Origin of the sequence: Achromobacter sp. AONIH1 (genome assembly GCF_002902905.1) — a bacterium.
Lineage (GTDB): Bacteria > Pseudomonadota > Gammaproteobacteria > Burkholderiales > Burkholderiaceae_B > Achromobacter.
In genome coordinates this window covers 3,581,603-3,606,670 of record NZ_CP026124.1, presented here as the reverse complement: position 1 = coordinate 3,606,670, position 25,068 = coordinate 3,581,603, and the positions used below count along the sequence as shown (strand labels likewise).

Here is a 25,068-nt window from a genome sequence, read left to right as displayed (position 1 = left end):
GCCGACCCGATCAGAGCGCGCGGCCCACGATCAGCGGATCCAGCGCCATGTCCGGATCGCCGCTCTTGCCTTCATACGGCAGGCGGTTGAGCACGTAGCGCATGGCGTTCAGGCGCGCGCGCTTCTTGCAGTCGGACTTGACCACGATCCACGGCGCATCGGCCGTGTCGGTGTGCGCGAACATGGCTTCCTTGGCGCGCGTGTAATCGTCCCACTTGTCCAGCGAGGCCAGATCGACCGGGCTGAGCTTCCACTGCTTGAGCGGATGCACCTTGCGCTGCTGGAAGCGGCGGCGCTGCTCTTCCTGGCTCACCGAGAACCAGAACTTGACCAGGTGGATGCCGCTGGACACCAGGTGCCGCTCGAAGTCAGGCACCTGACGCAGGAACTCCAGGTACTCGGCCTGATCGCAGAAGCCCATCACGCGCTCGACGCCGGCGCGGTTGTACCAGGAGCGGTCGAACATGACGATCTCGCCCGCCGTGGGCAGGTGCTGCACGTAGCGCTGGAAGTACCACTGGCCGCGTTCGGTATCGGACGGCTTCTCCAGCGCGACCACGCGCGCGCCGCGCGGGTTCAGGTGTTCCATCATGCGCTTGATGGTGCCGCCCTTGCCGGCCGCGTCGCGCCCCTCGAACAGGATCACCACGCGCTGGCCGGTGGCCTTGACCCAGGCCTGCAGCTTGAGCAACTCGACCTGCAGCGCGTACTTCTGCTTTTCGTAATTGCGCCGCAGCATGCGGTGGCGGTAGGGATAGATGCCCTCGCGCCAGTCCACGGCCAGCTCGTCGTCCGGATTGCGGCGGCCGACAGGCCCCTGCACGTTCACTTCCAGCAAGGCGCGGTGCACGGCGCGCGCGTCATCCGGCGACAGCTCCTCGATCACCGCGCGCAGCGCCTCCTGCGCCTGGCCGGGGCCGGCGGCCTGGTAGCGGCGGGCGATGTCGGCCAGCACGGCGGCCGTCTCCTGGCGGGCGGCGTCCTCGCGCTCGGCGACGCGGCGGCGCAGCTGGGCGGCGGGCTCGTCGGCCGCAGCGCGCGGGCGGGCCGCCGGCGCGGCCGCATCGGCGCCGCCCTTGCGCGCCGGCGCGCGGCGCGGCGCCGCGCTGCGACGGGAAGCGCCCGTGGCGCGCTTGCGGGTCGCGTCCGCCGTGTCCGATTCGGTGGATGGCGTGGTCTTGTCTGTCATGGTCATGGTCCTTGCTGCGCGTGGCCCGGGCCACGAGCGGCGAACAGCCGCCCGCGACCGGCGAGGAAAAAACGGCAACCCTAACCCGCTCGCCGCCGGGCCTGTTTGATCCGGATCAATGCTTGTAACATTTTTGCAATGCGTGGACCTGCTACCCTGCCCTGTCCGCCCCCTTCCATCACCCATTGCCCATGTGGTCACGCCTGAAACGCCTCTGCACCCGCCACCCCGCGCAGCCACCGGCCAGCCGCGTGCGCGTCGACGACGCAGGCATCTGGCGCGACGCCGGCGCGGCGGGCGTGACGGAATTCTGGCCCTGGGCCAACGTGCGCGAGTTCGGCTTCCGCCTGCTGCTGGCGGGCTTTCCCGATCCCTGGAGCGGCGACTATCTGGAAGCCAGCTGGTTCATCCGCGTGCCCAGCGACGGCGGCGGCTTGCTGGCCGTGGACTTCGACGCGGACGCGCTGGATCCGGACCATCTGCCGCCGGCGCTGCTGCGCCGCCTGCCCGGCCTGGACCTGGCCGCGCTGCGCCAGGGCGTGGCGGCGGCGCGGCGCGCGCCCAGGGATGGGCTGCGCGAGGGCGAATGGCTGGCCTGGCGCGGCGACGCCACGGACGCCGCGCCCTGACACCGCGCCAGCCCGGCGACCGCCGACGCGGGAACTAGGCGCGATCCAGCCCCTGCTTCAGGTCCGCGAGGATATCGTCGGGCGTCTCCAGTCCCACCGACAAACGCAGCAGTCCTTCTGACAAGCCATAGCGCTCGCGGTCCTCGGCCGAATAGCTGGCATGCGTCATCGACGCCGGATGCTGGATCAGCGTCTCGGGATCGCCCAGGCTGACCGCGATGCGCGCCAGCTTCAAGCCATTGAGCAGACGCCGGCCCGCATCCAGCCCGCCCTTCAATTCAAAGGCCACCAGCCCGCCGCCGGCCGATTGCTGGCGGCGCGCGATCTCGGCGCCGGCCGTGTCGGCCAGGCCCGGGTAGAACACATCGGCCACCGCCGGATGCTCGCGCAGCAGCCGCGCCACGCGCAGCGCCGATTCGCTGTGACGCTGCACGCGCAGCTCCAGCGTCTTCAGGCCGCGCAGCACCAGGAAGGCGGTGAAGGGCGACAGCGTCGCGCCGGTGTAGTAGCGCAGCCCTTGCAGGCGCACCGCGTCGACCAGTTCCTTGCGGCCGGCCACGGCGCCGGCCAGCAGGTCGCCATGGCCGCCCAGGTACTTGGTGGCCGAATGCAGCACCAGGTCGGCGCCCAGCGCCAAGGGACGCTGCAGCACCGGCGTGGCGAAGGTGTTGTCGACGATGGTCAGCAGGCCCTTGCCGCGCGCGATGGCCGACACCGCCTGGATGTCGACCAGCCGCAGGTTGGGATTGGCCGGCGTCTCGAAATACACGGCGCGGGTCTTGGGGCCGATGGCGGCGGCCACCGTCTCCGGGCGCGTGAAATCGGCGAACACCGCGCGCACGCCGAAACGCGCCAGGCCCTGCGTGAACAGCGTGAAGGCCGTGCCGTAAACGATCTGGTCGACCACGATCTCGTCGCCGCTTTGCAGCAGCGAGAACAGCGTGGCCGAGATCGCGGCCATGCCGGACGCGGTGACGACGGCGGCCTCGGCGCCCTCCAGAGAGGCCAGCCGCTCTTCCAGCAGGGCCTGCGTGGGATTGCGCGTGCGGCCATAGACGTAGCCGCTGCGCTCTCCCAGGCGGATCTCATCGAAGGCCTCCAGGCTTTCCTGCGTGTAGGTCGAGGTCAGGTAGAGCGGCGGCGACAGCGCGCCCTGCTCTTGCAGCGGGTCATAGCCCAGGTGGATGGCGCGCGTGGCGAAGCCTTGCTGCGAGTGATCGGTCATGACGGGACTCCTGTGTGGTCCATGTTCATCGAAGACGCGGCCATGGCCGCGCCGGAAAGTGCTGCCTGCCGCCGTGGCGCGCCGGCGCCGCATTGACGCCGCCGCGCGGCGTTGTTACATTTTGAGATCCCCCACGCATTCCCAACCGGCATCCCATGAACCCGCAATCCGGGCCCATCCAGGCTCCAAGCCAGGCGCCACTGTCCGCGGCGGCGCAGCGGCGCGCGGGCTGGCTGCTGCCCCTGCTGCTGGCCTGCGCGGTCTACATGGCCGAGGGCACGCTGCGCATGCTGCTGGCGCGCCAGCCCGCTACCAGCCTGGAAGTGCTGGGCATGTTGGCCTTGCCGCCGCTGCTGGTCTGTGCGCTGTTCTCGATCGGCAAGCGCTTCCGCGATCCCCGCCGCCAGCTGTACATCGTGCTGGTCGTGGGCCTGGTGATGCTGTTGGGTGATGCCGGCCAGGCCTGGAGCCGGATCGAGCAGAACCGCCAGCGCGAGCTGGCCAACGCCGGCATCCGCGACGCCATGGCCGTGCTGCGCCGCATGGCCGGCGGCGCGGAGAAACCCGGCGCGCTGCCCGACATCGATCCCACGCCTCGCGCCCACGGCGCCTACGGCGAGCTGGAGCGCGCGGTCAAGACCGTGGCCGGCCAGCGGCTCGCGCAGCACAAGGCCTACGTCAAGGATCTGGACGACATCGGCCTGCCGCGACTGTTCGATCCGGGCCGGCTGGCGCGCGACACGGGCCTGGTGGAAAGCCGCATGATTCTCGAACTGGCCGGCCGCCTGCTGCCGGCCTACCGCCAGCGCAACCAGCAGGCGCTGGACGACATGCCGGCGCTGATACGCGCGCTGGACATCGACGACGACGCCAGGACCCGCATGCTCGACGGCGTGGCGGCGCAACGGCCGGCGCGGCTGCGCGACGTGAACCGGGCCTGGGACCTGGAAACGCGCATCCTCGACGAATTCGGCCAGATGATCACGCTGCTCGACGACAACCGCCCCTACTGGGTCGCGCGCGGCGGACAGCTGCTGTTCGAGCGCGACGACGACCTGGCGCGCTATCGGAAGCACCAGGCCCGCGTCGACGCCCTGGTCCGCGAACAGGACCAGCTGGGCGCGCAGCAACTGGCCAGCCTGCTGCCGGCCACCCTGCCCTGACATACGCCGCCGCATCGCCGCGTCAGCGCTTGTGGTCGGCGCGGCGCGACAGCCATTCGCCGGTGAACTGCACGATCGACACCAGCGCGATCAGGATCACGATCACCTCGAACATCACGCGCGTCTCGTAGCGCTCGTAGCCGTAGCGGATCGCCAGGTCGCCCAGCCCGCCCGCGCCGACCGCGCCCGCCATGGCCGAGGCGTTGATCATCGCGATCACGCTGACCGTCATGCCGCCGATGATGCCGGGCAATGCCTCGGGCAGCAGTACGTGGCGCACGATGTGCAGGCGGCGGCAGCCCATGGCGCGCGCGGCCTCGACCAGGCCGGGGTCCACGTCGTTCAGGCTGACCTGCGCGATGCGCGCGAAGAACGGCACCAGGTTGGCCGACAGCGGCACGATGGCCGCCCAGGTGCCCAGCGTGGTGCCCACCAGCAGCCGCGTGAAGGGCAGCATGGCGATCAGCAGGATGATGAAGGGAATCGCGCGGAACGTGTTCACCGTGATCGACAGCGCGCGGTTCAGGCGCGGCTTCGGATACAGCCCGCCCGAGGCCGTCACGGTCAGCACCAGCGCCAGCGACAGGCCCAGCGCGATGGCGATCACGGCCGACACGCCCACCATCGCCAGCGTCTGCAGGAAAGCCTGCAGGTATTTATCAAGCATCGGCAGCGACATAGCCCAGCACCTCGATCTGATCCGCCGCCAACGCGGCGCGCGCGGCTTCCTGCCGCAATATGCCCGCGGGCACCGACACCAGCAGGCTGCCTTGCGCGTGGCCGCCCAGCCGGTCCAGCCCCCCATGCAGCAGCGTGGCGCCCGGTCCCAGCGCGGCCAGCGCCGCCAGGGGCACGCCCTGCGCGCGGCCGGCGCCGGTATAGCGCAGCCGCAGCACGCCGCTGGCGCCGGGCCCTTGCGGCTCGGGCGACAGGCGCGCGGCCAGGTCGGCCGGCAGGTCGTGCTGCAGCGGCCGCAGCAATGCGCGCGTGGCCTCGGCCCCGGGATCGCCGAACACGCGCCAGACCTCGCCCTGCTCGACCTTGCGGCCGCCGTCCAGCACCAGCACCTGATGGCAGATCTCCCGGATCACCGCCATGTCGTGCGTGATCAGCACCACGGTCAGGCCGAGCTTGCGGTTGATGTCGCGCAGCAGCGCCAGGATGGATTGGGTGGTCTCGGGATCCAGCGCCGACGTGGCTTCGTCGCACAGCAGGATCCGCGGCTCGTGCACCAGCGCGCGGGCGATGCCGACCCGCTGCTTCTGGCCGCCGGACAGCTTGGCCGGATAGGCATCGGCCTTGTCGCGCAGGCCCACCAGGTCCAGCAGCGCGTCGACCCGGACGCGCGCGGCGGCGGGCTTGACGCCGGCCACGCGCAGCGGCAGCGCCACGTTCTCGGCCACGGTCTTGGCCGACAGCAGGTTGAAGTGCTGGAAGATCATGCCGATGCGGCGCCGCAGCGCCACCAGCCCGTCCTCGTCCAGCTGCCCGACATCGGCGCCGTCGATCAGCACGCGGCCGGCGCCGGGGCGCTCCAGCATGTTGATGGTGCGCAGCAAGGTGGACTTGCCCGCGCCGCTGCGGCCGATGATGCCGAAGATCTCGCCGCGCGCGATGGAAAAAGACACGTCCGACAGCGCCGCCACCGGACCTTGCGGCCCCTGGTAGCGCTTCTGCAAGCTGTCGAACACGATGTGCTCGCGGTCGCGCGCCGCCTCGGGCGCGCTGGCCGGGGCCGCGCCGGCCAGCGGCTCGGCCAGGGGAAGTTCGTAGTGCTTCATGATGGATCGCGCCAGCCGGCGTCAGAACACCGGAATGACCGAACCTTCGTACTTGCTCAGAATGAACTGGCGCACTTCCTCGGAATGGTAGGCCTTGACCAGCTCCGGCACCCAGGGCGCATTCTTGTCCTGCTCGCGCACCACGATGATGTTGACGTAGGGATTGTTTTCCTTCTTCTCCACGGCGATGCCGTCGCGCGTGGCGATCAGGCCGGCCTGGTAGGCGAAGCTGTTGACGATGGCCGCCGTGTCCACGTCCGGCAGCGAACGCGCCAGCACCACCGAGGCGCTCTCGACGAACTCCAGTTTCCTGGGGTTGGACGTCACATCGGCCAGCGTGGCCGTGCCGGTGAACGGATCGAAGCCATCCTTGAGCGTGATCAGTCCCTGGTCGCGCAGCACCACCAGCGCGCGCGTCTGGTTGCTGGGATCATTGGGGATGCCGACCTTGGCGCCGGGCGGCAGGTCCTGAAGCGACTTGTACTTCTTCGAATAGAAGGCGATGGGCGAGATCAGCGTATTGGCCACCGGCACCAGCTTGTAGCCGCGCTGCTTGATCTGGTCTTTCAGGAAGGGAATGTGCTGAAAGGAGTTGGCTTCCAGGTCGCCGTTGTTCAGCGCCTCGTTGGGACTGGCGGTGCCGGTGATCACCACCGGCTCGACGGCCAGGCCGTTCTTCTTGGCAACCCGCGCCACCACTTCCCAGATCTGCTCGTCCACGCCGCCGCGCACGCCGACCTTCAAGGGCTTGGGATCGGCCGAGAAGGCCGGGCCGTGGAACATGGCGGCCGAGGCCAGGATCGCGCCCAGCAAGCGCTTGAAAAACCGCCCGCGCGCCGAGCGCGCCGCGTGCGCTTGCCGCTCTCCGACGGGCTGCGTTTCGTCCTGGGCCAGTTCGGCGATGAAAAAACGGGTAGTCATGATGGAATCGCCTCTAAGTCTGTGCAGTTATGAGAGTGAGACGATTCTAGGGACGCGCTTATCGCGGGCGAACGAATACTTGGTTGAGTCCTTATTACACGGGTGTTTCCATATGGCGCGGGCGCATATGCCGGCCCATTGCGGATTGCGGCAAGCAGCCTGGAGGCGCCACACGCGGACGCGGCCGGACCGCGCCGCTCAGAACGGCTTGACCACCGCCAGCGTGACGATGGCCGCGGCCGCCAGCACCGTGAACGGCGCATACAGATCCAGCGCCGGCGGCCGTCCGCCGGCGCCGCGCGCCATGCGGCCCAGCGCCGCGCTCTGGATGCCCAGCAGCGCCGACAGCACCGCCGCGATGCCGATCTTGACCCAGATCCAGTTCATCGCGAACCAGCCCAGGCTCATGGCCAGGTGCAGGCCGACCAGCCAGCTCAGCGCCATGGCCGGCGTGGTCACGAACAGGGTCCAGCGGCGCAGCGCGCCCAGCATCTTGCGTTCCTTGGGCGCCTCGCCTTCCTGCGGCTGGGACGTCAGCAGGAACAGCGACACGAACAGCGAGCCGCACAGCCACGCGGCCACGGCCGCGACATGAAGCATTTTCAGGAGTTGGTAGGTCATGCGCGGATTATCGCCGCAGGCGCACGCGGCGGCGCGCCGGTGGCGTCGCCCGAACCGCGACGAATTGTCGCGCCCCGGCGCCGCAGCCCGTAGCCGCTACGAGGTCGAGGCCGGCCGCGCCGTCAGCGGCGCCGCGCCATCGGACGCTTCGGCCGCGCCGGGCGCCGCCTCGGCGGCCAGGCTGCGCCGGTAGCTGCCGCAGCCCATCGCCAGCAGGACCACGCAGGCGACCGCCGCCGCGCCGATCATCGCGGACAGCGACTGCCCCACCGCCGCCGGATCGCGGAACCAGCGGTCGGTCAGCAAGGCCACCGCCGTGGTGCCCAGGCCCAGCCCGATCAGGTTGGAGATCAGCAGGAACAGCGCCGAGACCTGCGCGCGCAGCTGGTTGGGCGGCAGGATCTGCATCGCGGCCGTCGACGTGGGCATGGGAAAGGACGCGAAGAACATGGCCGGCAGGAGCAGCCCCACCGACAGCCACAGCGAATCGACCTGCGTGAACGCCACCGCCGGCACCGCCATGCAGGCCGCGCCGATCACGCCGGCCCGCAGCGGCGCGTCGGCATGGCCGCGCCGCGCCAGCGCATCCATCAGCCAGCCGCCGCAGAACACGCCGGCGGTGTTGGCCGCCAGCACCACCGCGCCCAGCATATAGCCCGCCTCGGTCGGCGACAGGCCGAACTTGCGCATATAGAAGGCCGGCGTCCAGCCCAGCAGCGCGAACAATGCCATCGCGTAGAACGAGAACCCCAGGAAGTGGCAGCAGAACGTGCGCCGGTGCCGCGCCAGGAAGCGGAAGGTGTCGCCGATGGCGGGCTTGCTGGCGCGGCCGTCGGCGCCCAGGCGCAGGCCGCGCCGGCCGGGATCTCGCACCGTCAGCAGAATCAGCAGCGCCACCAGCAGGCCCGGCAGCCCCACCACGAAGAACGTCACCTGCCAGGGCCGCAGCGCGCCCAGCAGCGGCAGCGCCACGGTGTCCACGCTTTTCAGCAGGTTGATCACATAGCCGCCGATCAGGAAGGCCAGTCCGCCGCCGATGAATGAGCCGATCGAGTACACGCCCACTGCCCGGCCCAGCCGGTCGCGCGGGAACATGTCGCTCAGCATCGAGTAGGTGGCGGGCGACAGCGCCGCCTCGCCCACGCCCACGCCAATGCGCGCCAGGAACATCTGGGCGAAGTTGCGCGACAGGCCGCAGACGGCGGTCGCCAGGCTCCAGAAGGCCACGCCGATGGCGATGATGCGCGGCCGCGAATAGCGGTCGGCCAACAGCGCGATGGGGATGCCCATGAAGGCGTAGAACAGCGAGAACGCCAGCCCGTGCAACAGGCTGAACTGCGTGTCGCTCAGGTCCAGGTCGCGCTTGATCGGCTCGATCATCAGCGCCAGGATCTGCCTGTCGACGAAGGAAAATATGTACGCTAGCATGCAGACCAGGACCACGTACCATTCGTAGGCGTAGCGGCGCGCGGGCGCGCTGTCGGGGATATCGCCAGTCATGTCTTTTCCCTTGCGTGGCGGCGCTGTCGCGCCAGCCTTGTTCCGGCCGACCGCGCATCGCCTGCTTGTGTGCGCCAGGTCCGGCCGCCGCGCGGCGCCCGTCCTGGAGTTCCCAGGCCGGCCCGGCGGGCGCGGCCTGGTCCGTCAGTTGTAGGCCTTTGCCGGGCGCGGCTCTATACGGGGCGCGCAAGCACTGTTCCCGGGGCGCAGGAAAGCATGTTCCAAGACTCGATTCCGCTGCAACGCCATTGCCTGCTCGACTCGGCCAACATGGCCGAGATCCGGGATCAGGTCAGCCATCACCTGTGGTCGCACCAGATGCGCGTGCCTCAGGGAAATCCCTTGCAGTCGCGCCTGTACGGCGTGTATTTCGGCAGCGCCGCGCTGTTCGACCTGCGCTATGGCGCCGAGGTCGAGATCGACGCCGGCGATATCGCCAGCTATTACCTGGTGCGCGCCACGCTGGCCGGCAGCGGCATGGTCGAGCTGGGTCGCCGCAGCGCCGCCATCCGCGCCGGCAGCCTGACCGTCTCCTCGCCCTCCGAGCGCAGCCTCATCCGCGTCGGCAGCGACTGCCGCAGCCTGATCCTGCGGGTGGAGCGGCCGGCGCTGGAACGCCGCCTGCAACAGCTGCTGGAGCGTCCGCTCAGGGCGCCGCTGGTGTTCGACGTGGACGTGGCCGAAGGTTCGTCGGGCATGGCGGCGGTGCGCCAGACGCTGGACTATCTGTGCCGGCTGCACCAGGACCCCGACATCGACCGGCTGGCGCCGGCGCTGGCGGCGGGCTTCCCGGACTACCTGATGTCATTGCTGCTGATGCAGCTGCCGCATAACTACAGCGACGCGCTGCGCGCCGACCGCCGGCAGCCGCTGCCGCTGCACGTCAGGCGCGCGCGCGACTACATCGAAAGCCATCTGGACGAAGCCGTCACCCTGGCGGAGCTGGCCGCGCTCTCCGGCGTGTCCACGCGCACCCTGCAGAACGGCTTCGCGCGCTTCCTGGGCCAGAGCCCCATCGACTACATCCGCGGCCTGCGGCTGGCGCGCGTGCACGCGGCGCTGGAACAGGCCGGGCCGGGCGACAACGTCACCGACATCCTGCTGCGCCACGGCGTGACCAGCTTCGGCCACTTCGCCAGCCACTACCGCAAGCGCTACGGCTGTCGACCGTCGGACACGCTGCGCGGCCGCTAGCGCCGGCACGGGCCGCCGCCCGCGCCTGGGCTCAGCCGCCGGCGCCGCGATGGCGGTATTCGCCCGGCGCGCCCAGCACCGCCTGGAACTTGCGGGCCTCGCCCGAATAGGCATGCTTGGCGGGTATGGTCAGCGTGACGCCCGACAGGCCGTTGCGCTTCGGTCCGCAGGACCAGAAGCCGTTGGAGATCTCGGCGTAAGGCACCCGGGCCACGACGCGCGGCGGCTGGCCTGACTTGGCGCCGCCGGACCTGGCATCGGCCAGCCACTCGATCCAGACGCGGCAGCTGACGTGCTCGAAACCCACGTTCTCCAGGATCACCCGGTAAGTGCCCTTCGCATCGCCGGAGCGCCAATGCCCGCCCTCCAGCGTCGCCACGAGCTCGGCCTCGTCCAGATTGGTGTCGGGACTGAGATCGGCGCTGGCATCGGCTCCGGCAACGGCGGAAGCCGCCAGGAACGAAAGGCTCAATAGCGCTGCGGCAAGGATTTTCATGATGCTGACGACCTGTTGGAAAGCGATGTCGAAAATTGGAGCATGCGCCCGCCGTGGTTTGTAGCACACCGCCAGGCCGCCCGAATCCCTTGCCGGAATGGAACGGCGCTTGCGCGTTCGGCGCAGACCGGCCTCCATCCGCGCCGCTAGGATCGTCGCATCGTCATCAAGGAGCACGATCATGCGCGTCACTGTCATCGGAGGCGGACACGGCTGCTACGCGGCCGCCGCGGACTTGCACGAAAAAGGCCACGAGGTGCGCTGGTGGCGGCGCGACGCCGAGGCCAGCGCCGCGCTGGCCAAGGCCGGCGGGCTGGAGGTCACCGACTATCGCGGCACCCGCCGCATCGCCATCGGCGACGGCCCCGGCCAGCTGCGGCTGGCGCGCGAACTGCGCGACGCGGTCCAGGGCGCCGAGCTGATCGTCATTCCGCTGCCCGCCACCACGCACGACGAGCTGGCGCCCCGGCTCGCGCCGCTGCTGGAGGACGGGCAGGTGGTGTTCCTGCCGCCCGGCACCTTCGGCTGCCAGCTGTTCGCGCGCGCCCAGCGCCAGGCCGGCAACCGCGCGCAGGTCGCCTATGCCGAGACCGGCACCCTGCCCTACCTGGCGCGCAAGCACGGCCAGCGCGTGGTCATCAGCGGCTACGCCACGCGCCTGCCCACCGGCGTCTTCCCCCTTCGGCTGGCCGATGCCGCGCTGCGGCGGCTGGCCCAGGCCTATCCCAGCGTGGAGCCGGCGGGCGACGGCCTGTCCGGCGCGCTCATGAATGCCGGCCCCATCATCCACCCGCCGCTCATCCTGATGAACGCCGGTCCCTTGCAGCATTTCGAGCGCTGGGACATCCACAACGAAGGCACCCAGCCAGCCATCCGCGCCGTGACCGATGCGCTGGACGCCGAGCGCGTGGCGCTGCGCGAGGCGCTGGGCTATGGCGCGCCGCATTTCCCGCTGGCCGACCACTACGCCAAGGAAGGCGATGAATGGATGTACGGGCGCGGCGCCCATGGCCGCCTGACCGACAGCGGCGACTGGCGCGAGACCATCGACCTGCACCGCCACCGCTACATGCTGGAGGACACGCGGCTGGGGCTGTCCTTCCTGGTGTCGACGGGCCGCTGGGCCGGCGTGCCCATGCCGGTGGCGCAGGGCCTGCTGGCCCTGGCCTCGGCGCTGACCGGGCGCGACCTGTACGCCGAGGGCCGCACGCTGGAGAACCTGGGCCTGTCCGCGCTGTCGCGCGCCGACATGCGCGCGCTGCTGCAAGAGGGCTATTGAGATGGCCGCCCCCTTGTGCGTGATCGGCGCCGGCCGCATGGGACAGGGCATCGCCGCGTCCTACCTGATCGCCGGCCTGGAGGTGTCACTGATCGACCTCAAGCCCCGCGCCGCCGATGAACAGGCGCGCGTCCACGACGCGGCCCGCGCGGCCGTGCGCGCCGAGCTGGGCATGCTCGCGCGGCTGGGCGTGCTGAGCGAGGACCAGGCCGACGCCGCGCTGGCCCGGCTGCGGCTGCGCGCGAGGGACGATGCGGCCGCCGACCTGCGCGCGGCGCGCGCGGTGTTCGAGGCCGTGCCCGAACGCCTGGACGCCAAGCGTGACGCGCTGCGCTGGCTGGACGAGGCCTGCCCGGCCGACGCCGTGGTGGCATCGACCACGTCCACCTTCCTGGTCACCGAACTGGCGGCGCTGACGGCGCATCCGGAACGCTTCCTGAACGCGCACTGGCTCAACCCGGCCAGCCTGATCCCGCTGGTGGAAGTCAGCCGGGGCCCCGCCACCCGCGACGCCGCCGCCGACCAGCTGCTGGAGCTGCTGCGCATAGCGGGCAAGACGCCGGTGATGTGCGCGCCGTCCGCCGGCTACATCGTGCCGCGCATCCAGGCGCTGGCCATGAACGAGGCGGCCCGCATGGTCGAGGAAGGCGTGGCCAGCGCCGAGGACATCGACACCGCCGTGCGCCTGGGCTTCGGTTTGCGCTTCTCGGTGCTGGGCCTGCTGGAATTCATCGACTGGGGCGGCGGCGACATCCTCTACTACGCCTCGCGCTACCTGGCCGGCGCGCTGGACCCGCGCTTCGCGGCGCCGGACGTGATCGCGCGCAACATGGAACAGGGCCGCAAGGGCTTGCGCGACGGCCAGGGCTTCTACGACTACGCCGGCGTGGACGTGGACGCGTATCGGATGCAGCGGCTGGAGCAGCTGCGCGACCGGCTGGCGCTGCTGGGCCTGCTGCCGCGCTGCGGCTCGGCGCGGGACTGGGCCGGGGCCGGGGCCGGGGCCGGCGCGGCGCCGGCCGCCTGACCGGAGACCGTCCGGCGGACCGGCCTGGGCAGCGCCCGCCGCCGCGACTGCCCCGCGCGCCTGCTCAACGGCCTCCCGTCTCCAGCGCGTCCAGCACCTCATAGGCCAGGCGCACGCGATCGGCGTTGGGATAGTTGCGGTTGGCCAGGATCACGATGCCGATCCGGCGTCCCGGCACGAAGGCGACGTAGGCGCCGAAGCCATTGGTGGCGCCGGTCTTGTTGATCCAGGCGTCGGCGCGCGGCGCCAGCGGCGGACGCAGCGCGCGCACGTCGTGCGTCTCGAAGGCGACCGTGTTGGAATTGCCTTCCAGCACGGTGTCCAGCGGCGCCGGATAGCGGTACTGCTCCCACACCAGGTCCTGCGTCATGCCGCCCAGTTCGAAGTAGCCCCGGTGCGTGTCGGCGATGGCCTGATCCAGCTTGGCGTCGCCGCTGGTGCCGCCCAGGTTCAGTTCCACGAAGCGCAGCAGGTCGCGGGCGCTGGTCTTGACGCCGTAGGCCTCGTCGGCCAGCACGCCGGGACTCACGCGCACCGGCTGGTTGCGCTTGTCGTAGCCCTGCGCGTAGCGCGCCATCTGGTCGGCCGGCACCTGCAGATAGGTGCTGGGCAGGCCCAGCTTGGGCAATAGCGTGCCCTGCATCAGCGGCACATAGGCCTGGCCCATGGCATTGGCGGTCACCACGCCCAGCATGCCGATGCTGGGATTGGCATACGTGCGGCGCGTGCCTTCCGCGTAGCTGGGCTGCCAGGCCTGCAGATAGGCCATGAGCTGGGCGCGGTCGCGCACCGTGTCAGGCACCTGCAGCGGAAAGCCGCCCGCCGTGTGCGTGGCCAGGCCCAGCAGCGAGACCTTGCCAAAAGCGCTGCCCGCCAGCTCGGGCACGTGGCGCTCGACCGGATCCGCCAGCGACAGCCGACCCAGCGCCTGCGCATAGGCGGCCAAGGTGGCCGAATAGGTCTTGCTGATCGAGCCCACTTCGAACAGCGTGTCGTTGGTGACCGGGACGCGCGTCTCCCAGGATGCCAGGCCGAAACTGTAGAAATGCTGCTCGCCCTGCCGGGTCACGGCCACCGCCATGCCGGCGATTTCATGCTGCTTCATCACCGTCAGCACGGCCGCGCGCACGCGGGCGTCGGCGTCGTAGATGGGGGACAGCGCCGACGCGGGCAGCGATGCGGCAAGGGCAACGGCCAGCAGGCAGCGGCGGAACAAGGCGGACAGGCGCATGGAGAACTCCCGGAAAACAGCGCAAGCAAGGCGGGCGGGGCCAGGCGGCGGCGACCGGCATGCCGGCGCGCGCCCCGCGCGAACCCAGGATGGTAGCGCCGCCGCGCCCATACTGGTACTAACCCTGAATTCCAGGACGCGAAATATTTGGCTATCCTGCCACGGTCGTAGCAAACACCCCGCAGAAGAGACTCGCCCCGGCCCGGCCGCGCGGCGGGCGCCGACGGAGCAACCGCCCCGGAAACTCTCAGGCAGACAGGACTGCGCGGTGTAGACGATCTGGAGAGAGGCGCATTGCGCGCCCACCGAAGGGGAACCCCGGCACGCGCCGGGCAAAGCTCTCAGGTACCGGGACAGATGGGGTGCAGCGGCCGGCCGGCCGTCGCCACGCCATCTGGAGCAATCATGCCCCGCATCGCCATCATTGGCGCCGGTATCACCGGCGTCACGTCCGCCTACGTCCTGCGCAAGCAGGGTTACGACGTTTCCGTCTACGACCGCCAGCGCTATCCCGCGATGGAAACCTCCTACGCCAACGGCGGCCAGCTGTCGGCCAGCAACGCCGAGGTCTGGAACAGCGCCGCCACCGTGCTCAAGGGTCTGCGCTGGCTGGGCCGCAGCAACGCGCCGCTGCTGCTCAATCCGCGCTTCAGCTGGCACAAGTATTCCTGGCTGCTGCAATTCATGCGCCAGATCCCCAACCACCGCCGCAACACCATCGCCACCACCCGGCTGGCGATCGAGGCGCGCCAGCACCTGTACGACATGGCCGAGGCCGAAGGCATCGACTTCGACCTGGAGCGGCGCGGCATCCTGCACATCTACCACGACGCCGCCAGCTTCGAGGCCGCGCGACGCGGCAACGAGCTGCTGCGCGAAGGCGGCCTGGAACGCTACGCGGTCACGCCCGAGGAGGCTCGCGACATCGAGCCGGCGCTGCAAACGGCCTGCCACGCCGGCTTCTACACGCCGTCCGACGCCACCGGCGACATCCACAAGTTCACGCGCGGGCTGGCCCAGGCCTGCGAGCGACTGGGCGTGCGCTTCGTGCAGGACGCCGACGTCGCCGCGATCGCGGCCGACGGCACGGGCTACGCGCTGGACCTGGCCGGCACGGACGGCGGCGACGACCGGTACCAGGCCGACGCCGTGGTGGTCTGCGCCGGCGCGGCCAGCCGACGCTTCGCGCGGCAGCTGGGCGACACGGTCAACATCTATCCGGTCAAGGGCTATTCGATCAGCGTGCACCTGGACGACGCCGCCAGCCGCGAGGCCGCGCCGCGCGTCAGCCTGCTCGACGAGGCCGCCAAGATCGTCACCAGCCGGCTGGGCGACCGCTTCCGCGTGGCCGGCACCGCCGAGTTCAACGGCTACAACCTGGACATCCGCGCCGAACGCGTGCAGCCGCTGGTGGACTGGACCCGCCGCCACTTCCCCGGCGTCAGGACGGCGCGCGTGGTGCCCTGGTGCGGGCTGCGCCCGATGACGCCGGACATGATGCCGCGCGTGGGTCCGGGCAAGCGGCCGGGCGTGTTCTACAACACCGGCCACGGCCACCTGGGCTGGACCTTGTCGGCGGCCACCGCGCAATTGCTGGCGGCTAGCGTCGGCGAACGGTTGCGGCCGCACTGAGACGACGCGGACGCGGCCGCAACCGGCGGACCGCCGTTCGCCGCCAGCGGGTGGCCGCCCGTCGCCTTGCGCTAGCGCGCCAGCCGGCGCATCGCCAGCGCGACGATCGCGGTCGAGGTCAGCTGCATGGCGGCCACCACGTACAGGCCGGCGGCCACGCCGCCGGTCCATTCCTTCATCCAGCCCATCATGAAGGGCGTGGCGAAGCCCGCCAGGTTGCCGACCGAATTGATGAAGGCGATGCCGCCGGCGGCTGCCGTGCCGGTCAAGAAGCCCGCCGGAATCGCCCAGAACACGGGAAACGCGCCCAGCACGCCGATGGCGGACACGCTCAGCGCGGCCATCGCCAGCACGGGATTGCCGATGTAGGCGGCGGTCAGCGCGAGCCCCGCCGCGCCGACCAGCGTGGCGCCGGCGCAATGCAGGCGCCGCTCGCCGGTCTTGTCGGAGTGCGCGCCGTTGAGCACCATCGCCACGGTGCCCAACGTGAAGGGGATCGCCGACAGCAGGCCGATGTCCAGCGCGCCGCGCACGCCCAGCTCGCGCACCAGCGAAGGCATCCAGAACGCCAGCGTGGCGTTGCCGCCGACGATGCAGAAGTAGGTGGCCGTGCACAGCCACAGCGCCGGCTGGCGCAGGGCCTGGGCGAAGCTGGCGTGCTTGCCGCCGTGGCGCTGCTCGGCCTCCAGCTCGGCTTCCAGCGCCGTCTGCTCGGCGGCCGACAGCCAGCGCGCCTGGCGCGGCCGGTCCGGCAGGTAGCCCAGCACCACGATGCCGGCGATCACCGAGGGTATGCCCTCCAGCACGAACAGCCATTGCCAGTTGCGCAACGGCGCCACGCCGTCCATGCCGCTCATGATGAGGCCCGCGATCGGACCGCCGACCACGCCGGCGATGCCGAAGGACGTCATGAACCAGCCGTTGATGCGGCCGCGCCGGCCGGCGGGGATCCAGTACGTCAGGTACAGCATGACGCCGGGAAAGAAGCCCGCCTCGAACACGCCCAGCAGGAAGCGCAGCAGATAGAACGAGAACGGCGTCGTGACGAAGGCCATGGCCATCGACGTTAGCCCCCACAGGATGGTGATGCGCGCCAGGGTCTTGCGCGCGCCGATGCGCTGCAGCAGCAGATTGCTCGGCACCTCGAACAGGAAATAGCCGATGAAGAAGATGCCCGCGCCCAGGCCGTACACGGCCTCGCTGAAACGCAGGTCCTGCAGCATCTGCAGCTTGGCGAAGCCGACGTTGACGCGGTCGATCCAGGCGAGCAGGAACAGGAAGATCAGGAAAGGAATCAGCCGCCACGCGACCTTGCTGTGCATGCGGGCGGAATCGACGGCCGGGGCATCGCCTCGGGAATGCTGCGGGGCCGGCTGTGCGGCGGGCTGTGCGGCGGGCTGCGGGGATACGGCATCCATGACTAGTTCCTTGGTGTACCGGACTGGGTTGGGGCCCAACCCGTTACAACCAGGCAGGGCGACGCATCAAGATTTTTAAATTTCTTATAAATATATTTTGAAGCATCGCAAAAATGCAGTAATCAGGACTTACCCGCAGTCGGACCCGCGGCGGGCCGAATCCGCCGCCGGTCCGTTCCCTCGACCCTCCGGCTTCAGGCCAGCAGATCCTTGGGCAGCGCCGCGATGAAGGACGCGAAGCTGATCGAACCCTGGCCGGGACTCATGTGCCGCGTCATCAGCGTGGCGGCGCGGCCCGCGTCCTGGGCCTGGATCGCGGCGACCAGTTCGCCGTGCTGCGCCCACGAGGAAGCCAGGTGGCCGAAGGCCGAATAGGCGTGGCGGCGGTAGGCGCCGGTGCGCGAGCGCATGCGCAGGATCTCCTGGCGCAGATAGGGATTGCGCGCGCCCTGGTAGAGCGCGTCGTGGAAGCGCCGGTTGTGGTCCTGCCAGGCTTCCGCGTCCTCGCGCCGCGCCACCGCGCCGGCGCGTTCGTGGATGGCGGCCAGTTCCTCGCGCTCGGCCGGCGTCATGCGTTCGCAGGCCAGCCGCGCGCCGATGCCCTCCAGCTCGGCCAGCAGTTCCCACATCGCCAGCAGCTGCGCCACGTCCATCTTGGCCACCACCATGCCGCCGCGCGGCAGGCTGTTGAGCAGCCCTTGCGCCTGCAATTGCAGCAAGGCCTCGCGCACCGGCGTGCGCGACACCTCGTAGGTCTGCATCAGCTGCTGCTCGTCCACGGCGTCGCCCGGCAGCAGGCTGCCGTCGCGGATGGATTCCTCGATGGACAGGCGTATGCGTTCGGCGGCCTTCATCGCGGCGCTCCCGGAATCGAAAGGTTCAGGCGTGCACGGTTCGTCATATTATTTTCTTGACTTCTATAAATATATTTATGACACTGGAATCTTATTTTAAGACCTAAGCGTAGCAGGAGACACCCGTCATGGACGAGAAACGCAAGGAAGACTGGCAGTCCTGGGTCGAGCTGGCCTTCCTGAGCCACGGACTGGCCGTGCCGCCGGACGCGCAACGGGCCGTCGCCCGCACGCTGATGCGCCTGTCGGCCGTGGCCGCCGAGATCGCGCCGCGCGAGGACGGCCATGATTGACGCCTCTGCCTTCCTCTCCGTGGCCGGCGCGCGCGCGGCCTATCGACGCGCCGCGCCGCCGCTGCGCGACGCCCACGTCGCCGCCCTGGCCGCCGGCTTCACGCGCCGCGCCGCGCCGCTGGGCTGCGTGGTCCAGCTGTTCGCCCCCGCATCGGCCCCCGCCGACGCGGACGGGCTGCTGGCCGGCGTGCCGCTGGCGCACAAGGACGCCTTCGACACCGGCCGGCACGCGCCCCGCCTGGGCGGCCCGCGAGCGACGGGCACGCCCCGTCCCGCCGCGGCGGTGCTGCGGCGACTGGCCGGGCATGGCGCGCTGAACCTGGGCGCGCTGGCCATGGCCGAACATGCCTGCGGCGCCACGGCGGAGAACCCGCACGCGCCAGCCCTGATGAACCCGCTGGACAGCGCGGCGGCGGTCGGCGGCTCTTCCAGCGGCTCGGCGGTCGCGGTGGCGGCCGGCCTGTGCCCGGCCTCGCTGGGCACGGACACCGCCGGCTCGGTCCGCATGCCGGCCGCGACCTGCGGCCTGATCGGCCTGAAGCCCACGCCGGGACGCTTGTCCGCGCAAGGCGTGGCCCCGCTCGCGCCGACGCTGGACACGGTGGGCGTGATCGCCCGCGACGCACTGGACGCCGCCAGCGTCTTCGCGGCCGCCCTGCCCGCCGGCGACGAAGATCCCGGGTTGCCCCTGCGGCTGGACGCGCTGGAGCGCGAGCTGGCGCGCCCGCGAGATTGGCGCATCGCCAATGCGCTGCATGCGCAGGGGGAAGATCCCACGGTCGCCGCCGCGCTGACCGGCTTCGAGCAGCGCCTGCGCGGCGCCGCCAGGCTGAAGCCGGCCGCGCTGCCCGACCTGGACCGCCTGAACCGGCTGGCGCAGATCGTGCTGCACGCCGAGGCCGCGCTGGCGCTGGCGGCGGCCGTGCGCGGCGACCTGGACACGCTGGCCCCGTCGACCCGCGCCATCGCGCTGCCGGGCTGGGCCATGCCGGCCGTCTGGTATCGCCACGCGCTGGCGCAGGCGGCGCCGCTGCGCGCGGCCTTCCTGGCCGGCAGCCTGGGCGACGCCGACCTGCTGCTGGCGCCCTGCTTCCCGCAAGGCGTGCCGGACCGCGACGCGGTCACGACCTCCAGCCCCGCCTTCGACCCGCGCGCGCTGGCCGCGCTGCATCGCCATCACGCCTACGTCAATTTCCTGGGCCTGCCGGCGCTGGTGCTGCCAGTGGGCCTGGACGGCCGCGGTCGCCCCGTCAGCGCGCAGCTGATCGGCGCGCCGGGCAGCGAGGCGCGAATGCTGGCCTTCGCCCGCCAGTTCGCCCTGCCTCACTCCACGTTTCTGCAACGCTGACCCATGGGAACCACCATGTCCAAGATCACCGCCTCCCCCGCCCTGTCGCGCTTTCGCGTCCTCGACCTGTCGCGCGTGCGCGCCGGCCCGACCTGCGTGCGCATCCTGGCGGACTTCGGCGCCGACGTCATCCGCATCGAACCGCCCGCCGGCGTCGATCCCAACGAAGCCATGTTCGCCGCCGACCGCCACGGCGGCGACTTCCAGAACCTGAACCGCAACAAGCGTTCGCTGACGCTGAACCTGAAGAAGCCTGAAGGCCTGGCCGTGCTGCGCAGCCTGGTCGCCACCGCCGACGTGGTGGTCGAGAACTGGCGCCCGGACGTCAAGGCGCGACTGGGCCTGGCTTATGAGGACCTGCGCGCCATCAACCCGCGCATCATCCTGGCCAGCATCTCCGGCTTCGGCCAGGCCGGCCCTTATGCGGGCCGGCCCGGCTTTGACCAGATCATCCAGGGCATGGGCGGGCTGATGTCGGTCACCGGCCATGCCGGCGGCGGGCCGCTGCGCGCGGGCCTGGCCGTGGCCGACTGCGGCACCGGCATCTACGCGGCGGTCGGTATCCTGCTGGCCTTGCTGGAGCGCGAGCGCTCGGGCGAGGGCCAGTGGGTGCACAGCTCGCTGCTGCATACCCAGATCGCGCTGATGGACTTCCAGGCGGCGCGCTACCTGAACGAAGGCGATACGCCCGCACAGGCCGGCAACGACCATCCCACCAGCAGCCCCATGGGCCTGTTCGAGGCCAGCGACGGCGCCTTCAACCTGGGCGCCTCCGGCGAGGGCAACTGGAAGCGCCTGTGCGACTGCCTGAACGCGCCGCAGTGGCTGCAAGACCCGCGCTACGCCACCGAGAAGCTGCGCGTGGCCAACCGCGCCCCGCTCAACGAGGCGCTGGCGCGGCGCTTCCGGGAAGCCAGCGTGGCCCACTGGGTCGAGCTGCTGAACCGCGCCGGCGTGCCGGCCGGCCCGGTCTACACCATTCCCCAGGTATTCGAGGACGAGCAGGTGCGGCACCTGGGCGTGGCACAGTCGGTGACCGGCGACGATGGCCAGGCCTACCGCCTGATCTCGCAGCCCGTCACGCTGACGCGCACGCCCGCCGCCATCGCCCGGCCCGCGCCGGGCTGGGGCGAGCACACCGACGAGATGCTGGCCGAAGCGGGCTACGACGCCGCCGGCATCGCGCGCCTGCGCGCGGAGGGCGTGGTATGAACGGCGCGTCCTCGCCGGCCGGCGGCCAGCCCGCCGGCCACATCCAGGAAGCGCTGCGTGACGGCATCGCCACGCTGACGATCAGCAACCCGGCTCGCCGCAACGCCATGACGCTGGCCATGTGGCGGCAGCTGGCGGCCAGCCTGGCGCGGTTGCGCGAAGCGCCGGACCTGCGGGTGCTGGCCCTGACCGGCGCGGGCTCGCAGGCCTTTGTGTCGGGCGCCGACATCAGCGAATTCGACCAGGCCCGCGACAGCGCCGAGGCGGCCGCCGTCTACAACCAGGCCGTGGCCGAGGCACAGGACGCGCTGGCGCGCTTTCCGGCGCCCACGGTGGCGCTGATCCAGGGCGCCTGCATGGGCGGCGGCATCGGCCTGGCGCTGGCCTGCGACCTGCGCTATGCCAGCGCCAGCGCGCGCTTTCGCATGCCCGCCGCGCGCCTGGGCCTGGGCTATGGCTATGCCGACATGCGCCGCGTGGTGGCGGTGACCGGCATGGCCGCGGCCTTCGAGCTGTTCTACACCGCCCGCACCCTGGACGCCGAACAGGCGCAGGCCGGCGGACTGCTGCACGAGCGTTTCGCGCTGGACGATTTCGAGCGGCTCTCCCAGGCCCGCCTGCAACGCATCGCCGCCAACGCGCCCCTGTCCTTGCGGGCGGCGAAAGCGGCGATACTGGCATCCATGCGCGAACCCTCCGCCGCCGAACTGGAGACCATCGCCGCGCTGGTGCGCCAATGCTTCGACAGCGCCGACTACGCCGAGGGCCGCCGCGCCTTCGCCGAAAGGCGCGACCCCGTTTTCACCGGCCGCTGACGCCGTCCGGACTTGCCGACAGACATCATGAACAATCCCCGCATTCCCTTCCTGATGCCGCGCCAGCGCCCGCCGCTGGCCGGCCTGGACGGACGCCCCATCCTGGTCCACCTGGTCGTCAACGTGGAACACTGGCCGTTCGACCAGCCCATGCCGCGCACCATCCTCACCCCGCCGCACGGCATCGGCAACGTGCCCGACGTGCCCAATTTCAGCTGGGCCGAATACGGCCTGCGCTGCGGCCTGCCCCGCATGATCGACGCCATCGCTGGCCGAGGCCTGCCGGCCTCGGCCAGCCTGAACGCCTCGGTCATCGACGCCTATCCGGCGGCCGCCGACGCGCTGCTGCAGGCCGGCTGGGAATTCATCGGCCACGGCATCCACCAGCGCGCGCTGTCGCAGGACGGCGGCGTCGGGCAGGCCGAGGCCATCGCCGCCGCGCTGGACCGGATCGAGCGCTTCAGCGGCGCGCGCCCGCGCGGCTGGCTCTCGCCCGGCCTGCGTGAAACCAGCGAAACGCCCGACCTGCTGGCGCAGGCTGGCGTGGACTATGTGTTCGACTGGTGCCTGGACGACCTGCCCAACTGGATGCGCGCCGCCCCGCGCCCGCTGCTGGCCCTGCCCTATGCGCTGGAGCTGAACGATTCGGTGATCCATGCCGTGGAAAAGCACGCCACCGGCGAGTTCGGCCGCCGGCTGGATCACACGCTCAACGTCTACGCGCGCGAGGCCGCCGCGTCCGGCATGCCGCGCGTGCTGACGCTGGGACTGCATCCGCACCTGATGGGCGTGCCGCATCGCTACCCCGATTTCGAGGCCATGCTGGACCGGCTCCAGCGCCATTCCATGACCCGCTTCGTCACCGGCGCCGAACTGTACGCGTGGTATGCCGGCCAGTACTCGCCGCCGCTGCGCGGCGCGCCGGGAGACCAGGCATGAGCGGCGCGCAGACCACCGCCGCGCGCGACGCGGAGCCGTCCCAGCCAGCCGCCAGCGCCATCGACGCGCTGGTCGCGCACCTGCAGCGCCTGCGCTACGAGGACCTGCCGGCCGAGGCTGTCGCCGCCGCCCGGACCTTCCTGCTGGACGCCATCGGCGTCGGGCTGTCGGGCTCGCGCCACCCGCGCATGGCGGCGCTCAAGCACGCCGCCGCCGCGCTGGGCCAGGGCGCCGAGGCCACGGTCTGGGCCAGCGGCGAACGGCTGCCGCTGGCCAGCGCGGTCATGCTCAACGCCTACCAGGTCTTCAACCAGGAATTCGACGCGATCCATGACCGCGCCGTGGTGCACGCCTTCGCCTGCATCGCGCCCGCCGCGCTGGGCTATGCCGAGCGCGAGGGCGGCGTGGACGGCAGGCGCCTGATCACCGCCGTGGCCGCAGGGCTGGACTTCGCCATCCACGTGGCGCTGGCACAGCGCGCGCCGATGCGCTTCTTCCGGCCAGCCATGTGCGGCGGGCTGGGCGCCACCGCCACCCTGTGCAAGCTCGCCGGCCTGGACGAGGCCGCCACGCGCGACGCCCTCGGCCTGGCCTACAGCCATCTGTCCGGCACCATGCAGGCGCACATCGAAGGCTCGCCCGCCGTCGGCCTGCAGGTCGGTCTGAACGCGCGCGCCGCGGTCACGGCCTTCGAGCTGGCGCGCGCCGGTTTTCCCGGCCCGCGCGACATCCTGGAGGGGCCGTTCGGCTATTTCGCGCTCTACGACGCCGGCCAGGCGCGCTGGGACGAAGTCGCCGGCGACGTCGGCCGCGTCTTCCAGATCGCGCGCATGAGCCACAAGCCCTACCCCACCGGACGCGCCACGCACAGCGGCATCGGCGCCGCGCTGCGGCTGATGCGCGAACACGCGCTGCGGCCCGGGGACATCGCCGGCATGAAGGTGTACGCGTCGTCGCTGATCGTGCGCCTGGTCGGCCGGCCCGCCCGGCCCGGCATGGACTCGGCCACCGCCCGACTGTGCATGGGCTACACCGTCGCCACGGCCATCCTGCATGGCCAGGTGGGCATCCCGGATTTCGATCCGGACGCACTGGCCGATCCGCGCCGGCTGGAGCTGGCCGCCCGCATCGAGGTGCTGGACGACGGCAATCCCGATCCCAACGCCATGTGCCCGCAGCGCGTGGAACTGCATCTGCGGGACGGCCGCTGCCTAGCGCTGGACATGCCCGAGTTTCCGGGCAGCCCGGCGCTGCCGCTGGACGAAGCCGCGCAGGACGCCAAGTTCCGCGCCTGCTGCGCCTCGGCCCAACCTCCCGTGCCGCCGGACCGGGCCGAGGCGCTGATCCGCCGCCTGCGCCGCCTGGAGGATGCGGCCGAGCTGCGCGAGATCGTCGCGCTGCTGTCGACCGCCGACTAGCGATGCCGCGCGGGGCCGCAATGGCCCCGCGCTAGCGCGCCAGCAACTGCGGCACGGCCGAAATCAGCAGGGTCACGCCCGAACAGGTCAGCAGGCCCAGCACGATGCGGCGGAACGCCAGCTCCGAGATCCCCATGTACAGGCGCGTGCCCAGCAGCGTGGGCACCAGCATGGCGGGCGCGACCACCGCGAACATCGGCAGCATGTCGCGCGTGATCATGCCCGTGCCCAGATAGGTCAGCATGGTCACCGCCAGCATCGACAGATTGAAGTTCTGGATGACGGCGCGCTGCGCGTGCTTGTCGAAGCCGCACAGCGTGCACCAGAGCGTGGGCACCACGCCGGTGAAGCCGCCGATGCCGCCCATCACGCCGCCCACCAGTCCGGCCGCGCAGTCGCCGACCCGGCTGCCCTTGATGCGCGGCAGGCGCGCGGCGAACAGCATGGTCGGACACCAGATCGCCAGGATGGCGCCCAGCACCGCCTTGAACCAGGTCATGTCCAGCATGGGCAGCAGCTGCACGCCCAGCGGCACGCCGGCCAGCCCGCCGGCCACGAAGGGCCACAGCATTTTCCAGTCGAAACCGCGCCGCACCGAGAACACCGCCAGCAGCTGGCCGGTCAGCGAGCCGAACACGGCCAGCGCGGCCGCCAGGCGCGGATCCAGCGCCCAGGCCCAGAACGACATCGACACCATGCCGAACGCGAAGCCCGACAAACCCTGCACGAATCCCGCCACGGCCGCGCCCAGCGCGACCAGCCACCAGCCATCCATGAGTCCTTCTCCCCGTGGCGCGCCGCGCCGGCTTGCGTCCGCCGTGTCCTGCGCGCCTGGATCGCTATTCTAGAGAGACGGCGCGGCCGCGCCATTCGGACTGCTGAT

General features: G+C 71.0%; 24 protein-coding genes and 2 riboswitches. Of the genes, 12 read left to right on the top strand and 12 right to left on the bottom strand.

Translation table 11 applies throughout. From position 1 onward, the window contains the following. Positions 1-10: 10 nt before the first annotated feature. Positions 11-1,189, bottom strand: a complete 1,179-nt coding sequence (ppk2, locus tag C2U31_RS16570; RefSeq protein WP_199770835.1) for a polyphosphate kinase 2 — start codon at positions 1,187-1,189, stop codon at positions 11-13. 191 nt (positions 1,190-1,380) lie between these two features. Here ppk2 and C2U31_RS16565 point away from each other — a divergent pair, with 191 nt between their 5' ends. Then, a complete protein-coding gene (locus C2U31_RS16565; protein ID WP_103273757.1) occupies positions 1,381-1,818 on the top strand; it encodes a hypothetical protein in 438 nt (145 codons plus the stop codon). Between the two features lie 34 nt (positions 1,819-1,852). Here C2U31_RS16565 and C2U31_RS16560 read toward each other — a convergent pair whose 3' ends face one another. Next, positions 1,853-3,043, bottom strand: coding sequence for a PLP-dependent aspartate aminotransferase family protein (locus C2U31_RS16560; protein WP_103273756.1), 1,191 nt, complete (start codon positions 3,041-3,043; stop codon positions 1,853-1,855). Between the two features lie 155 nt (positions 3,044-3,198). Between C2U31_RS16560 and C2U31_RS16555 the strand changes: the two genes are divergently transcribed. After that, positions 3,199-4,206: a hypothetical protein gene (locus C2U31_RS16555; RefSeq protein WP_103273755.1), complete on the top strand. Its 1,008-nt coding sequence runs from the start codon at positions 3,199-3,201 to the stop codon at positions 4,204-4,206. 22 nt (positions 4,207-4,228) lie between these two features. On the opposite strand, the gene C2U31_RS16550 is transcribed toward C2U31_RS16555, so the two are convergent. From C2U31_RS16550 to C2U31_RS16530, 5 genes are all read right to left on the bottom strand, one after another. Beyond that, positions 4,229-4,885, bottom strand: a complete 657-nt coding sequence (locus tag C2U31_RS16550; protein ID WP_103273754.1) for a methionine ABC transporter permease — start codon at positions 4,883-4,885, stop codon at positions 4,229-4,231. Next, entirely contained in the window at positions 4,866-5,987 is a 1,122-nt protein-coding gene (locus C2U31_RS16545) for a methionine ABC transporter ATP-binding protein (protein WP_103273753.1), read from the bottom strand. Before C2U31_RS16545 ends, C2U31_RS16550 begins: the two co-directional genes overlap by 20 nt. 21 nt (positions 5,988-6,008) lie before the next feature. Next, positions 6,009-6,770, bottom strand: coding sequence for a MetQ/NlpA family ABC transporter substrate-binding protein (locus tag C2U31_RS16540; RefSeq protein WP_233772873.1), 762 nt, complete (start codon positions 6,768-6,770; stop codon positions 6,009-6,011). A gap of 336 nt (positions 6,771-7,106) precedes the next feature. Further along, positions 7,107-7,529, bottom strand: coding sequence for a CopD family protein (locus C2U31_RS16535; protein ID WP_103273752.1), 423 nt, complete (start codon positions 7,527-7,529; stop codon positions 7,107-7,109). Positions 7,530-7,625: 96 nt separating this feature from the next. Continuing rightward, positions 7,626-9,029 carry an MFS transporter gene (locus tag C2U31_RS16530; RefSeq protein WP_103273751.1) on the bottom strand — a complete coding sequence of 468 codons (1,404 nt, stop codon included), beginning with the start codon at positions 9,027-9,029 and terminating at the stop codon, positions 7,626-7,628. A 216-nt stretch (positions 9,030-9,245) separates the two neighbouring features. Between C2U31_RS16530 and C2U31_RS16525 the strand changes: the two genes are divergently transcribed. Further along, on the top strand, positions 9,246-10,223 hold the full coding sequence (locus C2U31_RS16525; protein ID WP_103273750.1) for an AraC family transcriptional regulator: 978 nt from the start codon (positions 9,246-9,248) through the stop codon (positions 10,221-10,223). A gap of 31 nt (positions 10,224-10,254) precedes the next feature. Here the strand turns inward: C2U31_RS16525 and C2U31_RS16520 are convergent, their stop codons facing one another. After that, positions 10,255-10,902, bottom strand: coding sequence for a hypothetical protein (locus C2U31_RS16520; protein WP_158658394.1), 648 nt, complete (start codon positions 10,900-10,902; stop codon positions 10,255-10,257). Here C2U31_RS16520 and C2U31_RS16515 point away from each other — a divergent pair. Further along, positions 10,901-11,998, top strand: a complete 1,098-nt coding sequence (locus C2U31_RS16515; RefSeq protein ID WP_103273748.1) for an NAD/NADP-dependent octopine/nopaline dehydrogenase family protein — start codon at positions 10,901-10,903, stop codon at positions 11,996-11,998. The genes C2U31_RS16520 and C2U31_RS16515 overlap by 2 nt on opposite strands. Position 11,999: 1 nt before the next feature. Further along, positions 12,000-13,025 carry a 3-hydroxybutyryl-CoA dehydrogenase gene (locus C2U31_RS16510; RefSeq protein WP_103273747.1) on the top strand — a complete coding sequence of 342 codons (1,026 nt, stop codon included), beginning with the start codon at positions 12,000-12,002 and terminating at the stop codon, positions 13,023-13,025. A 64-nt stretch (positions 13,026-13,089) separates the two neighbouring features. Here the strand turns inward: C2U31_RS16510 and ampC are convergent, their stop codons facing one another. Continuing rightward, a complete protein-coding gene (gene ampC / locus C2U31_RS16505) occupies positions 13,090-14,256 on the bottom strand; it encodes a class C beta-lactamase (RefSeq protein WP_103273746.1) in 1,167 nt (388 codons plus the stop codon). Positions 14,257-14,428: 172 nt separating this feature from the next. Further along, a riboswitch (glycine riboswitch) is annotated at positions 14,429-14,530 on the top strand. A gap of 3 nt (positions 14,531-14,533) precedes the next feature. Further along, a riboswitch (glycine riboswitch) is annotated at positions 14,534-14,615 on the top strand. Positions 14,616-14,661: 46 nt separating this feature from the next. Between ampC and C2U31_RS16500 the strand changes: the two genes are divergently transcribed. Next, positions 14,662-15,888 carry a D-amino acid dehydrogenase gene (locus C2U31_RS16500; protein ID WP_103273745.1) on the top strand — a complete coding sequence of 409 codons (1,227 nt, stop codon included), beginning with the start codon at positions 14,662-14,664 and terminating at the stop codon, positions 15,886-15,888. A gap of 71 nt (positions 15,889-15,959) precedes the next feature. Here the strand turns inward: C2U31_RS16500 and C2U31_RS16495 are convergent, their stop codons facing one another. Then, positions 15,960-17,306, bottom strand: coding sequence for an MFS transporter (locus C2U31_RS16495; protein ID WP_103273744.1), 1,347 nt, complete (start codon positions 17,304-17,306; stop codon positions 15,960-15,962). Between the two features lie 194 nt (positions 17,307-17,500). Next, positions 17,501-18,160: a GntR family transcriptional regulator gene (locus C2U31_RS16490; protein WP_103273743.1), complete on the bottom strand. Its 660-nt coding sequence runs from the start codon at positions 18,158-18,160 to the stop codon at positions 17,501-17,503. Between the two features lie 128 nt (positions 18,161-18,288). Here C2U31_RS16490 and C2U31_RS30580 point away from each other — a divergent pair, with 128 nt between their 5' ends. Genes C2U31_RS30580 through C2U31_RS16465 form a run of 6 tightly spaced genes read left to right on the top strand, consistent with a single transcriptional unit; the run spans position 18,289 to position 24,185 of the window. Continuing rightward, positions 18,289-18,453, top strand: coding sequence for a hypothetical protein (locus C2U31_RS30580; protein ID WP_158658393.1), 165 nt, complete (start codon positions 18,289-18,291; stop codon positions 18,451-18,453). Beyond that, the gene (locus C2U31_RS16485) at positions 18,446-19,801 is read left to right on the top strand and encodes an amidase (RefSeq protein WP_103273742.1); all 1,356 of its coding nucleotides are present in this window, start codon (positions 18,446-18,448) and stop codon (positions 19,799-19,801) included. Before C2U31_RS30580 ends, C2U31_RS16485 begins: the two co-directional genes overlap by 8 nt. Positions 19,802-19,816: 15 nt before the next feature. After that, a complete protein-coding gene (locus C2U31_RS16480; RefSeq protein WP_103276411.1) occupies positions 19,817-21,013 on the top strand; it encodes a CaiB/BaiF CoA-transferase family protein in 1,197 nt (398 codons plus the stop codon). Further along, positions 21,010-21,828, top strand: a complete 819-nt coding sequence (locus C2U31_RS16475) for an enoyl-CoA hydratase (RefSeq protein WP_103273741.1) — start codon at positions 21,010-21,012, stop codon at positions 21,826-21,828. The genes C2U31_RS16480 and C2U31_RS16475 overlap by 4 nt, the downstream gene beginning before the upstream one ends. A gap of 27 nt (positions 21,829-21,855) precedes the next feature. Next, complete coding sequence (locus tag C2U31_RS16470) at positions 21,856-22,767, top strand: polysaccharide deacetylase family protein (protein ID WP_103273740.1); 912 nt, start codon at positions 21,856-21,858, stop codon at positions 22,765-22,767. Beyond that, the gene (locus C2U31_RS16465; RefSeq protein WP_103273739.1) at positions 22,764-24,185 is read left to right on the top strand and encodes an MmgE/PrpD family protein; all 1,422 of its coding nucleotides are present in this window, start codon (positions 22,764-22,766) and stop codon (positions 24,183-24,185) included. Before C2U31_RS16470 ends, C2U31_RS16465 begins: the two co-directional genes overlap by 4 nt. Positions 24,186-24,216: 31 nt before the next feature. Here C2U31_RS16465 and C2U31_RS16460 read toward each other — a convergent pair whose 3' ends face one another. Then, entirely contained in the window at positions 24,217-24,960 is a 744-nt protein-coding gene (locus C2U31_RS16460) for a sulfite exporter TauE/SafE family protein (RefSeq protein ID WP_103273738.1), read from the bottom strand. Positions 24,961-25,068: the final 108 nt, after the last annotated feature.